This is a genomic window from Prauserella isguenensis, from assembly GCF_014191605.1.
Lineage (GTDB): Bacteria > Actinomycetota > Actinomycetes > Mycobacteriales > Pseudonocardiaceae > Prauserella > Prauserella isguenensis.
Genome location: NZ_JACHWU010000001.1, coordinates 38,464 through 51,177 on the forward strand (window position 1 = coordinate 38,464; position 12,714 = coordinate 51,177).

Genomic DNA, 12,714 nt, shown 5'->3' on the forward strand with positions numbered 1-12,714 from the left:
GCGGGAGGGAACCGGCGGACAACCGCGCCGACCCTGGCCGCCGCGGCCGTGGACGGAAACGGGATCGATCACGCCGCCGCAGCGCGAAAACGTGCGGCGGCGACACTCAGACCGAGGGCGACCAATCGAACGTCGCGGTGACCGGGGCGTGGTCGGACCAGCGCTGGTCGTACGACGGCGCACGCTCGACGACCACCGACGTGCACGTCTCGGCCAGGCCCGGCGTCCCGGCGACGTAGTCGATCCGCCAGCCTGCGTCGTTGTCGAACGCCTTCCCGCGGTAGGACCACCACGTGTACGGACCGGGGCCGTCCGGGTCGAGCCTGCGCTGCACGTCGACGTAGCCCGCCTCGCCGAACACGCGGCCCATCCACTCGCGCTCCTCCGGCAGGAAGCCCGAGTTCTTCTTGTTGCCCTTCCAGTTCTTCAGGTCGATCTCGGCGTGGGCGATGTTCCAGTCGCCCATCACGACGACCTCACGGCCGTCGGCGGCCGCCTTCTCGCGCAGTTCGACGAGGTACGGCAGGAAGGCGTCGAGGAAGCGCTCCTTCTCGTCCTGCCGCGGGGTGCCGACCTCGCCGCTCGGCAGGTACAGGCTCGCCACGACGACGCCGGGCAGCTCCATCTCGACGTACCGCCCGCTCGCCTCGAACTCGGCCTCACCGAATCCGATACGCGTGGCCTCCGGTTCGGACCGGCTGTACAGCGACGCGCCGTTCCTGCCCTTCACCTCGCACACGGCGTGGGCGGCGTGCCACCCCTCGGGGCCAACGAGCGCCTTCGGGATGGCGTCGAGGTCGGCGCGCACTTCCTGGCAGGCCACGACGTCGGCCTGCGTGCCGGCGAACCACTCGGTGAAGCCCTTCTTCGCGGCCGCACGGATGCCGTTGACGTTGACGGTGGAGACGGTGAACACGCGCCCCAGGTTATCCGCCCGCACCGACGATCCCGCGACCGGAAACCGGTGGGCGCCGGGAAGGGCACATCTGGGGCACCCGTCACCCACCACCCACACGGACACACTCCGGGCGACAGTGCCGACACGTGCGCCCCCGAACGGCGACGTCGCGAGGGGAAGATTCGGGCGTTGCACGCCCCCACGGTGCCCTGGGCACTGGAACCGCTCAGTTCGTATACCCACTCACCCGCGGGGACCCCGCCCACGCGTCAGCAGGAGGCGCCGTCGACGGGCTCGAGGAAGTCGTCGGAAGCCCACTCGCCGTCGGCGAGCTTGCGGAACCCGTCGCGCACGTCGGTGGTGGCGTCGGTCTCGGCACCCTGTTCGAGTGTGCCGACGACCTCGTCGCCGGTCGACGGGCCGGATCGCACGTTCAGCACGTCCGCATCGACCGTCATGCTGCAGCCACCCTCCCCGTTCGAGCCCTCGGCCTCCGAGCTCAGCTCACCACCGGTCACCGCGTACAGCACGATCACGGCGACCAGCGCCACGAAGATGAGCAGCGTCCGCTTCGGAATCCCGAGTATCACGAGTGCTCCTTATCCGTTCCCGACATGCACTCGCCCGGAGGGTACGGCCCGGGTTTCCCGCCCCGTAAGCCCCGGAAGGCGCAACCACTCGGCTCGGCGAACACCGGCCACGCACAGCGACGGGCCCCGGCAGGAGGTCGTCCTGCCGGGGCCCGTGGGAGCGAAACGACCGCTCTCAGCCCTGAGCCATCTTCTTCTGGAGGTTCTCGTCCAGGGTCGCCAGGAACTCCTCGGTGGTCTGGAACGGCGTGTCGCCGCCGACCAGCAGCGCGAGGTCCTTGGTCATCTTGCCGCTCTCGACGGACTCGATGACGACCTGCTCGAGCTTGTTGGCGAAGCCGACCAGCTCGGAGTTGCCGTCCAGCTGGCCACGGTGTTCGAGGCCACGGGTCCAGGCGAAGATCGACGCGATCGGGTTCGTCGACGTGGCCTTGCCCTGCTGGTGCTGGCGGTAGTGCCGGGTCACCGTGCCGTGCGCGGCCTCGGCCTCGACCGTGCGGCCGTCCGGGCTGCGCAGCACCGACGTCATCAGGCCGAGCGAGCCGTAGCCCTGCGCCACCGTGTCGGACTGCACGTCACCGTCGTAGTTCTTGCAGGCCCAGACGTAGCCGCCGTCCCACTTGAGCGACGCGGCGACCATGTCGTCGATCAGCCGGTGCTCGTAGGTCAGGCCCTTCGCCTCGAAGTCGGCCTTGAACTCCTTCTCGTAGATCTCCTCGAAGGTGTCCTTGAACATGCCGTCGTAGGCCTTGAGGATCGTGTTCTTGGTCGACATGTAGACCGGGAACTCACGATCGAGGCCGTACTGCAGCGAGGCGCGCGCGAAGTCCTCGATGGACTTGCGGTAGTTGTACATGCCCATCGCGACGCCGCCGCCCTCGGGGAAGTTCGCGACCTCGAACTCCATCGGCTCGGAGCCGTCCGCGGGCGTGTAGGTCATCGTGACCGTGCCGGGGCCGGGGACCTTGAAGTCCGTGGCCTTGTACTGGTCACCGTGGGCGTGACGGCCGACGATGACCGGCTTCGTCCAGCCCGGCACCAGCCGCGGGACGTTCTGGATGACGATCGGCTCGCGGAAGATGACGCCACCGAGGATGTTGCGGATGGTGCCGTTCGGGCTCCGCCACATCTTCTTCAGGCCGAACTCCTCGACGCGCGCCTCGTCCGGCGTGATCGTGGCGCACTTGACGCCGACGCCGTGCTTGTTGATGGCGTTCGCCGCGTCGACCGTGATCTGGTCGTCGGTCCGGTCGCGCTCCTCGATCCCCAGGTCGTAGTACTCGAGGTTCACGTCGAGATACGGGTGGATCAGTTTGTCCTTGATGAACTGCCAGATGATGCGGGTCATCTCGTCGCCGTCGAGTTCGACGACGGTGCCCTCGACCTTGATCTTGGCCATGAGCTGGCGGCGCTCCTCTCGCTTTCGCGTCGCGGATCTCGCGTTCGTGTTCGCCTGATACCGCTGCGCATTAGCCGTTGCGTAGCGGTACAAGCGTACTGCTGAATTGACACCGGCCCGGCGCCCCCTGGTTACTGGCCAGTACGAATCCGGGCCACAGCGACGCCGACAAATCGCAGCTCACCCCGCAATCTACGTGTCGTGAGCGCCCGGGTGCAGACGTCCGGGCTGCACCGATCACGTGGGATCGAACACGCCAGCCCGTGTCCGGCAGCGGCAGGCCGGACACGGTAGGACTGACGATCGATGCGACTGGGAATCAAGACCAAGCCCGAACACACGCCGTGGCGGGAACTGGTCGACGTGTGGCGGGCCGCCGACGACATCGAGCTGTTCGAGTCCGCGTGGAACTGGGACCACTTCTATCCGCTCTCCGGCGACCTGACCGCGCCGAACTACGAGGCGTGGACGATGCTCGCCGCGATGGCGCAGGCCACCCGCCGGATCCGCATCGGCTGCCAGGTCACGGGCATGATCTACCGCCACCCCGCGGTGCTGGCCAACATGGCGGCCACGACCGACGTCATCTCCGGCGGCAGGCTCGAGATCGGCCTCGGCGCCGGGTGGATGCAGCAGGAGTGCGACGCCTACGGCATCGAACTGCCGCCCCTGCGGCAGCGGTTCGACCTGTTCGACGAGGGTGTGCAGGCGATCATCGGTCTGCTGTCGCAGGAGGTCACCGACTTCGCGGGCACGTACGTGCAGCTGACCGGCGCGCGCTGCGAACCGAAGCCGGTTCAGCGGCCGCACCCACCCGTCGTCATCGGTGGCACGGGCCCGAAACGGACCCTGCGGACGGCCGCGCGGTGGGCCCAGCAGTGGCACGCCGGTGCGCGGTCCCCGGAGCACTGGCGCGAACTCGACGACGTGCTGCGCGCCCACTGCGCCGACGTCGGCCGCGACCCGGCGGAGATCACCCGCTCGGTCAACGTCCGGGTCCACGCCGAGACCGGCATCGAACCCGCCGTCGAGGAGGCCGCCGGCTACCGCGAGGCGGGCGTCGACCTCGTCGTGTTCAACCTGCCGCACCACGTGCCCGCCGGCTACCTCGACCGACTGGCCACGGCCGCGGCACCGCTGACCGGCTGACCCCGCGTGATCGATTCGCCCGACCCCCACGTCGCTCCTACGCTGGAGCGCACCGGCAATCGCACCCAGCGGAGGTGAACGTCATGCAGGCAGTGGTCGGCGACCGGATCCGCGTGCACGGCCGGGTCGTGGGCGAGCCCGAACGCCTGGGCGAGATCGTGGAGGTCCGCGGCGATTCGGGCAGGCCGCCCTATCTCGTACGTTTCACCGACGGTCACGAACGGCTGGTCTTCCCCGGCCCGGACTGCGAGGTCGAGGACACACACAAGCGATAGCCGTCGTGACCCGGCGTCTCGCTCGACAGGCGAGACGCACCCGGTACGCACGCCGCAAAGCCCTGGTCACAGGGCAATTCCATGACCCGACGCGGCTCCATCCGCGCGCCCGGCGCACCGCGGCGGAGCAGTGCGGCCGGGGCCGCGAACCGGCCGGCACGCGTTACCGCGCGACGCCGTGGCGATCGTCACCCGCCGTGAGCACCCCGTCGGGATGACAACCGCATATCGACGCGTTCACACTTGGGTGCAGAGCAGTTATCCGCGACGGCACGCGGTCGACTGTTCTTTTTTTGGGACATGACTTGAACGATCAAGTCGATCACGACCGTCCACGCTCCCCGCTCGGCCTGCGCTCCCCCGTGCACGTCACCGCGCAGGCACGTCAAGCCCGGGCCCCGATCAGCGCCGACCACCCCGCACCGGGCTGCCCCGACCCGACCCTGCTCCCCCGAGAGGAGAACCGTGCCCGTCGCGCTCCTCGCGCTGGCTATCGGCGCCTTCGGCATCGGAACCACCGAATTCGTCATGATGGGCGTGCTGCCCCAGGCCGCCGCCGACTTCGGCGTGTCCATTCCGTCGGCAGGACACCTCATCTCCGCCTACGCGCTCGGCGTCGTCGTGGGCGCTCCGCTGCTCACCGCCGCCGCCGTGCGACTCCCCCGTAAAACGATGCTCATGGCGATGATGGGGCTGTTCATCGCCGGCAACACCCTGTTCGTCCTGTCCCCGAGCCACGAGCTGGGCGTGCTGTTCCGGTTCGTCGCGGGCCTGCCCCACGGCGCGTTCTTCGGCGCAGGCGCCGTCGTCGCCGCGAGCCTCGTCGACCGCGGGTCCAAGGCCAAGGCGGTGTCGATGATGTTCATGGGCCTGACGCTCGCGAACGTCGTCGGCGTGCCGCTGGGAACCCTGCTCGGCCAGCAGTTCGGCTGGCGCGCCACGTTCGCCGTCGTCGCGCTGATCGGCGTGGTCGCGCTGGCCGCCGTGATGAAGCTGGTGCCGCACCAGGGGGCGCCCGTCGGCGCCTCGCTCCGCGGTGAGGTCGCGGCCTTCCGCAAGCCGCAGGTGTGGCTGGCGCTGGCGATCGTCACGTTCGGCATGGGCGGCGGGTTCGCCTGCCTGAGCTATGTGACGCCGATGATGACCGACGTCGCCGGATTCGACCCCGCGACCGTGACCCTGCTGCTGTCGCTGGCCGGTGTCGGCATGACGCTGGGCAACTTCCTCGGCGGCCGGCTCGCCGACCGCAACCCCACGCCCGCGCTGTGCGGCGCGCTGTGCAGCCTGGCCGTCGTGCTGGCCATGTTCACGGTCACCGCGGGCAGCAAGATCGGCGCCACGATCACGATCTTCCTGGTGGGCGTGACCTCGTTCATGGTCGGCCCGATCCTGCAGGCCCGCGTCATGGAGAAGGCGGGCGGCAGCCCGTCGCTGGTGTCGGCGGCGATCCAGTCGGCGTTCAACATCGCCAACTCGATCGGCGCCTACCTGGGCGGTGTCGTCATCGCCGGCGGCCTCGGCCTCGTGTCCCCGAACGTGGTCGGCGCGCTCCTCGCGGCACTGGGCCTGAGCCTGGCCGTCGTGGCCGCACTCACCGAGCGCAAGGAGAAGGCGGCCACCATCCCGGTGGCGCCCGCCGAGGAGATCGCACCCGCCGAGCAGCCCGCGCTGGTGTGACGACCGGAGCCGGCGACGGCAGGCCCGCCGGGCACGCGGCGACGCCCAGGTGCCCGGCGGGTCAGCCGAACGGTCCGCCCGTGATCGTCAGCGCGTCGAAGACGATGAGCCCGCCGAGGCCGACGTAACAGAGCACGTCGACCACCCGGCTACGGATCGCGAGGAGACCGGCCTGCGCGTCCGAGAGCACGACCCGCAGTACCGCGGCGACCAGCAGGGCTCCGCCGATCAGTGCGGTGCCCTGGCGCCAGTGGTACATGCCGATCCGCAATCCGCCGACGGCGACGAGCACCAGCACAACGGCCAGCGGCACGTGCACGAGCCACGCCCGGCGGCCGATCCCGTCGCCGGTGCCGTGCTCGGGCCGGTCGGGTGCGGTCACGGCTCAGCCCGCCGCGCGCTCGGCGGCCTCGACGACGTTGGAGATGAGCATCGCGCGGGTCATCGGCCCCACCCCGCCCGGGTTCGGCGACAGATGCCCGGCGACCTCCTCGACGCCCGGCGCGACGTCGCCCGCGAGCTTGCCGTCGACCCGCGAGACGCCCACGTCGAGCACCGCCGCGCCCGGCTTGACCATCTCAGGCGTGATCAGGCCAGGCGAGCCTGCGGCCGCGACCACGATGTCCGCGCGCGCGACCTCGCTCGCCAGGTCGCGGGTGCCGGTGTGGCACAGCGTGACGGTGGCGTTCTCGCTACGGCGCGTCAGCAGCAGTCCGATGGTGCGGCCGACGGTGATGCCGCGGCCCACCACGGTGACGTTGGCGCCCTTGAGCGGCACGTCGTACCGGCGGAGCAGTTCGATGACGCCGAGCGGCGTGCACGGCAGCGCACCCTGCTTGCCCAGCACCAGCCGGCCGAGGCTGATCGGCGCGAGCCCGTCGGCGTCCTTCTCCGGCGGAATGCGCTCGAGGATCGCGTTCTCGTCGAGGTGCGAGGGCAACGGCAGCTGGACGATGTAGCCGGTGCAGGCCGGGTCGGCGTTGAGTTCGTCGATGACCTTCTCGAGCTCGGCCTGCGTCGTGTTCTCGGGCAGATCGCGGCGGATCGAGGTGACCCCGACCTTCGCGCTGTCGGCGTGCTTGGCCTTCACGTACGAGTGCGAACCGGGATCGTCGCCCACCAGCACCGTGCCGAGTCCAGGGGTGATGCCCCGCTCGGCGAGCGCGGCGACCCGAGGGGTCAGCTCCGCGAAAATGGCGTCCTTGGTGGCCTTGCCGTCGAGAATCGTCGCCGTCACGTCGTCCAGTCTCTCAATCGCGCTGACCGTGCTTCTGCCCGCCCGGCCGTTTCCGCCCGCCGAGCGAGGCGACACCGATGGCGAGCAGCGCCACCACGCACGCGACGACCGTCGACGTCGTCAGGTCGTTGCCTCCGGCGGGCACGAACGCGTCGAGCAGCATCGACCCGACCAGCTGCCCTGCGACCGTGCTCAGCCCCAGTAGCAGCACCCCGATCCACGACACGACGAACGACGCGACCGCGATGAACACGATGCCGACGAGCCCGCCGAGGTACAGCACCGGATTGCCGGGCAGCGCGTCGGGCGGGCCGTGCAGTGCGAACGACACCAGCCAGGCGAGCACCAGCATCGTGGTGCCCGCGGTGAAGTTGACGAGCGCCGCCGTGAGCGAGCTGCCGGAGGCGGCACCCACGTGGCCGTTGAACGCCTGCTGCACCGCCATGCCCGCCCCGGCGGCGAACGGCAGGATCAGCAGCGCGATGCGGCCCGGCCCCGCGTGCCCGGCGACGTCACCCGCCAGCGCGCCCGCGACGGCGGCCACGGTCATCACCGCACCCGTCACCCGCAGGACCGTGGTGGGCTCCTTGCCGGACGGGCCCAGCCCGAACCGGTCGACGAACAGTCCGCTCACGGTCTGTCCCGCCACGACGCCCACGGTGAACAGGGCGACCCCGATGATCGACACGGTGACCGACTGCCCCAGCACGTATGCGCCGCCCGCGATACCGCCCAGGAAATGCCAGGGCCGGAGCCTGCCGCTGCGCAGCGCGGCCACGGCGGCGCGCGTGCCCGCGCGCATCGACCGCGACACGGCGAGCCAGCACAGCAGCAGCAACAGACCACCGCCGAACGAGATGACGGCGGCGAGCGCGGAGTCACCGAGTTCCGCGCCGAGCTGGCCGTTGATCCGCGACTGCACGGACATGCCCAGCCCTGCGGATACGGCGAGCACCACGCCCCACAGCTTCCGGGCGGCGGAGGTGGGTGCGTGCGTGGTCGGAGTGGCGGGACCCTGGGCGGGATCCGCACTGGCAGTGGCCATCGCCCGCCATTGTGCGCGCTCCGATGATCCCCGCGACGGGTGTCACCGCCGGAGTGTGTCCGCCCCCACTCCGGCCTTGTCGCAGCCGCTGACAGCGGTGCCACAGGGTGAGACGCGCGGCTCATGTACCCGGTGGTCGTGCATTCGCGAAATCTATTAGTCAAGATGTGGGCGTGGCACTTCCGACCCAGCTGAACGCGACCGAGCAGGACACGCTGGTCAAGCAGATCGGCCTCTCGCTGCTGCGGGCCGCCCCGCGGGACTGGCGCAGGGTGACCGCGGTGTACCGCGCTGTGGGGAGGTATCACGAGCTGACCGGCGAGGTCGTGACCGCCGACGGCGCGACGCAGGAGTGGGTGGCCACCCACGACATCGCGACGCTGTTCGGCAAGCTCCGCGCAGGCATGTACCGCGAGGGCCGCGGCACCTGGTTCAACGCGCGCTATCAACTCGATCACCCGTCGAGCTACAACCTCGAGTACGACCGCGACGAGCCGTCGTGGGACCTGGCACCGCCCTCGCAGGCGTACGCCGACGAACTGCGCATGTTCCCCCGTTCCGAGGAGAACGTGCCGGACTGGCTGATGCGCCGGATGGCGGGCCTCGGTCCCGAACGTTCCGGGCCGCGGTTCCGCATGGCCCGGATCTTCGACGGCGCGGGCCCGAACGGGCCGGTCATCACCCGGCCGGAGCTCGACCCCGACGAGCGGGACCGGGTACTCGCCTACCTCGACGCCGCTCCGACGGTCGGGCCCGCCCGTGGTTACGACGTCGACCGGCTCGCCCGTGACCAGGCCGCCGAGGTGCCGATCGCGTTCCACAGCGATGGGTCCTGGATCTGGCCCGCCGCCGTGCCCTACTACCTGCGCACTCACGGTGTCGCCCCCGAGGCGGACCTGCTCCAGCACATCCGCGCCAACGGGTTCACCGTCCCGGAGGTGCCCGACGAGACGCGCCAGGCCGCAGCCGATCACGTCGCACACGGCCAGGGCCCGCAGCACGCGCCACAGCAAGGGCCTCCCCAGGTGCCCGGTGCCGAGGCGGCGCAGCCGACGACCCAGACCCCGCCGGTCGCGGCCGACCGGACGCGACCGGAACAGCCCGGCCCCGCGACGGGCGCAGCCGGACAGCAGCCGGACGACGAGTCGGCAGCCGGCGCGGGTGAGTCCCCGGGTACGGGTGCCGCGGCCGCAGGAGCCGCGGGCCTCGCGGGCGCCGCGGGCGCTGCGGGCGCCGCCGGTGCCATGGCCGCCCGGAACGGCACCGACGTCGACGACGACTCCGGTCGTCCGGGTCCCGTCGACCCCGCCGATCCTGTCGACCCCGCCGACCCCAATGCGCCCGAGCTGCCGGTGCGGCGTCCCGGCAAGGCCGCGCAGGAACTCGACGAGCAGTTCAGCGGCATCAACGGCACGGGTCACACGAGCACGCCGAGCACCCCCTCGGCGTTCCTGCCCGCCGACCGCGACGACGGAACCGCCGACCCGAGCGCCAGTGAGGAGACCGTCGTCAACGGTGTCGGTGCCCAGGGCATCGGCACCGGCGCAGGGCCGGTCCCCGAAGGCTCGGCCCCCGCCGACGCGGGGCCCACCACCGAGCCAGGCGCCGACGACCTCGGCGACCCGGAGGCCGAGACTGCGGCCTACACACTCCCCGGCCGCGGCGACCCCGGCGAGACGGACCTGACGCGCCGCGAGGACACATGGACGGACCCGGCGACCGCCACGCCGGGCGACCGGCTCGACGCCGGCCGACACGAGGGCGCCGGACACGACGTCGAGGGATTCGACGACATTCCGCACGACCGCGGGTCCCCCGAGGGTGGCCGCCACGGTGCCGCCTCGTACGAGGATCCGTACGCACGCCCGTCCCCCGACGCGCCCCGCGACGAGCCACTGCACGAACAGGGCACGGCCTTCACGCCGATCCCCACGTTCGACGACGATCCGCGGTCCGCTCCCGGCGCGGGCGACGCGCCGGACGAGACCGGTGAGGACGCCGCGCCGGGCGACATCGGCGCCGGTGATCCCGGACGCCGTGATGTCCCGGGCGGGCACGCCGCGGTCGGCGACGCGCGACCCGACCGGGCATCCGACATGGCGGACATCGCGGGCGACGCGGACCAGCCCGGGGCATCGTCGCCGGGCGACCGCGAACCGGACTTCGACTCGGGCCCGCCGACCACGATCACCGGCCCGGTGTCGGCGGACGGGCCGCCGCCGAGGCCCGACGTGGATCGGGAAACGGCGGCTCCCCCGATGGACCAGCCGGGTACCGCCGGCATGCCATCCGCACCGCACGCGGGGCAGGAACCGCCGGCCGAGCTGGAGGAGGAACGGACCGCTCCGACACCGCGGCAGGACTACGACCGGCCTGCGTCCACGGCATCCGGTGCTCTCGGTGCCGCCGGTGCTCTCGGTGCCGCCGGTGCTCTCGGTGCGGCCGGTGCCGCCGCGGGAGCGTTCGCAGGTCGGGACGACGCCGACGAGTACGACGACTATGACGACTACGACGAGCGCAGCGACCGGCGGGCCTTCGACGGTCGGCCGGCCCACCGCGATCAACCCGAATACAGCGATCAGCGCGAGTACGGCGATCACCCCGAATACCGCGACGAGCCGGGGTACCGCGGTCAGCCGGACTTCGGCGACCGTGGGTACGACGACCGCGGGGGTCCCACCGGCCGGCCGGACTTCGAGGGCCGGGCAGGCTCGGCCGTCGAGCCGGATCCGGGACCGCCCACGCAGATCGGCAACATGCCGCCGCAGGATCCGGAACTCGACGACCTGCAGGACAAGCTCGACGAGCTGCAGGTCCCGGACGAGTACTACGCCCTCAGCGTGCCGTCCGATTATGGCTGGAGCCTCGAGCGGGTCGCCGACGGCTGGCGGGTCGGCTGGTACGACGGCGAGCTGAAGAGCACCGCCGTGTTCGGCGACGCCGCGGACGCGAAGGCGTTCATGCTGGGCAAGGTGCTGCTGTCCCCCGACGGCGTCGACGAGGTGCCCGAGGAACCGGTCCACGGGGACCCGGAGTTCGACTCCGAGCAGGCCGCGCCGGAACCGGGGACGTCCCGTCCGCTGCTGGCGACCCTCACCCCCGAGATCGCCACGGGAACCCGTCAGGTCTCCGAGGAACCGGCAGCGCACACGCGGGCGGTTTCTCCCGTGGAGGATCCCGCGGGCCGCGGTGGGCAGATCCCGCAGACCACGCAGGCCCCCGTCAGGGAGCCGGTGGCCCAGCAGGCCGCCGCACCGCACCGGCCCGCCGCGGGCGAACCGCAGCAGGCGGCACGTCCGCAGTCAGGCCAGGGCAGCCCGCACCAGGGTGGACAGCAGTGGCCGATCCAGCCGCTGCCCGGGGAGCCGCCGCTGACACTGTTCCGCGGCAAGGAGATGCGCACGCTGCCCGTGGGCAGTGAGCTCGACCGGTTCGGCGGCGCGAACGGCAACCTGACCTACGCCGCGGGCACACCGTTCGAGGAACGGTCGCTCGTGCCCGAGTGGGTCAACCGGCCGTACCACGTCTACCGCGTCCAGCGGCCGCTCGAGACGCTCGCGGGCGTCGCCATCCCGTGGTTCAACCAGCCCGGCGGCGGTGCGGCGTACATGCTGCCCGCCTCCATCGAGGAGCTGTTGGCCGACGGCGACATCATCGAGCTCGACCCCGGCGAACCGCCGATCGACTGAGCCCGGGCCCGCGCGGCACGTCCGCGCGGGCCCGCTCGCACCGTCGGTTCGGCTCACGATCGTGGACGCGATCGGACGCCCGGCCCGCTCGCGACGAGGAGTCAGCTCACGACCAGCCCGTGCGCCGCGGCGTACAGAAGTGCGGTGTCGACGTCGACCAGGGTGCCCGCCATGTCGGCCGCCGCCAGCGCACGTGCGTCCAGCCGTGCACCACGCAGGTCCGCGTCGGTCAGCTTCGCCGCGGTCAGCGTGGCGCCGGTCAGGTCGGCCTCCCGCAGTGTGGCCCTGCGGAGGTCGGCACCGGTCAGGTTGGCCTCGCGCAGACGCAGTCCCGACAGCTCCATGCCACGCAGCACGGCGTCGGCCAGCGACACGAGTGTCAGGTCGCAGTCGGCCAGGGTGATCGTGCGAAGACCGCAGTCGACGAACACGCTGCCGAGCAGCGAGCATCCGGACCACGAGGAGTCGCCGAGCATGGTGCGGTCGAACGTGCACGTCCGGAACGCCGACGACCGATGCACCGACTCGCCGAGATCGGTACGAGTGAAGTCGCAGTGGTCGAACACGCACCCGGAGGTCGCCAACCCGCGCAGGTCGGCGTCGGTGAAGTCGCACCGGACGAACCGGCTGCCCGCCCAGCGTTGCCCCGAGAGCACGGCGTCGCGGTAGTCCTCGCCGGTCTCCACTGCTCCGGTCTCCACTGCTCCGGGTTCGACAGCTCCGGGCTCGACTGCTCCGGGCCCGCCCGCGGGGTC

The 12,714-nt window shown here is 71.5% G+C and carries 11 protein-coding genes; 4 read left to right on the top strand and 7 right to left on the bottom strand.

Translation table 11 applies throughout. The annotated features are described in order from the left end of the window. Positions 1-106: 106 nt before the first annotated feature. From FHS23_RS00165 to FHS23_RS00175, 3 genes are all read right to left on the bottom strand, one after another. Positions 107-916 (bottom strand): exodeoxyribonuclease III, encoded by an 810-nt coding sequence (locus tag FHS23_RS00165; protein ID WP_183645962.1) that lies wholly within the window; start codon positions 914-916, stop codon positions 107-109. Between the two features lie 251 nt (positions 917-1,167). After that, entirely contained in the window at positions 1,168-1,488 is a 321-nt protein-coding gene (locus tag FHS23_RS22875) for an SH3 domain-containing protein (RefSeq protein WP_183645964.1), read from the bottom strand. Between the two features lie 175 nt (positions 1,489-1,663). Next, entirely contained in the window at positions 1,664-2,887 is a 1,224-nt protein-coding gene (locus FHS23_RS00175) for an NADP-dependent isocitrate dehydrogenase (protein WP_183645966.1), read from the bottom strand. A gap of 306 nt (positions 2,888-3,193) precedes the next feature. On the opposite strand from FHS23_RS00175, the gene FHS23_RS00180 reads away from it, so the two are divergent. The 3 genes from FHS23_RS00180 (at position 3,194) to FHS23_RS00190 (ending at position 5,988) form a co-directional block, all read left to right on the top strand. Then, positions 3,194-4,036, top strand: coding sequence for a TIGR03560 family F420-dependent LLM class oxidoreductase (locus tag FHS23_RS00180; protein ID WP_183645968.1), 843 nt, complete (start codon positions 3,194-3,196; stop codon positions 4,034-4,036). Positions 4,037-4,119: 83 nt separating this feature from the next. Beyond that, a complete protein-coding gene (locus tag FHS23_RS00185; protein ID WP_183645970.1) occupies positions 4,120-4,311 on the top strand; it encodes a DUF1918 domain-containing protein in 192 nt (63 codons plus the stop codon). A gap of 465 nt (positions 4,312-4,776) precedes the next feature. Next, a complete protein-coding gene (locus FHS23_RS00190; protein WP_183645972.1) occupies positions 4,777-5,988 on the top strand; it encodes an MFS transporter in 1,212 nt (403 codons plus the stop codon). A gap of 61 nt (positions 5,989-6,049) precedes the next feature. Here the strand turns inward: FHS23_RS00190 and FHS23_RS00195 are convergent, their stop codons facing one another. The 3 genes from FHS23_RS00195 to FHS23_RS00205 are packed head-to-tail and all read right to left on the bottom strand — an operon-like array spanning position 6,050 to position 8,270. Continuing rightward, positions 6,050-6,370 (bottom strand): DUF3017 domain-containing protein, encoded by a 321-nt coding sequence (locus FHS23_RS00195; protein WP_425501059.1) that lies wholly within the window; start codon positions 6,368-6,370, stop codon positions 6,050-6,052. Positions 6,371-6,373: 3 nt separating this feature from the next. After that, positions 6,374-7,225 carry a bifunctional methylenetetrahydrofolate dehydrogenase/methenyltetrahydrofolate cyclohydrolase gene (locus tag FHS23_RS00200; protein ID WP_183645974.1) on the bottom strand — a complete coding sequence of 284 codons (852 nt, stop codon included), beginning with the start codon at positions 7,223-7,225 and terminating at the stop codon, positions 6,374-6,376. A gap of 13 nt (positions 7,226-7,238) precedes the next feature. Then, positions 7,239-8,270, bottom strand: a complete 1,032-nt coding sequence (locus tag FHS23_RS00205) for a DMT family transporter (protein WP_183645976.1) — start codon at positions 8,268-8,270, stop codon at positions 7,239-7,241. Positions 8,271-8,437: 167 nt separating this feature from the next. Here FHS23_RS00205 and FHS23_RS22880 point away from each other — a divergent pair, with 167 nt between their 5' ends. Continuing rightward, on the top strand, positions 8,438-11,959 hold the full coding sequence (locus FHS23_RS22880) for a TNT domain-containing protein (RefSeq protein ID WP_343053536.1): 3,522 nt from the start codon (positions 8,438-8,440) through the stop codon (positions 11,957-11,959). 101 nt (positions 11,960-12,060) lie between these two features. Here FHS23_RS22880 and FHS23_RS00220 read toward each other — a convergent pair whose 3' ends face one another. Beyond that, positions 12,061-12,660: a pentapeptide repeat-containing protein gene (locus FHS23_RS00220; RefSeq protein WP_343053537.1), complete on the bottom strand. Its 600-nt coding sequence runs from the start codon at positions 12,658-12,660 to the stop codon at positions 12,061-12,063. Positions 12,661-12,714 lie beyond the last annotated feature (54 nt).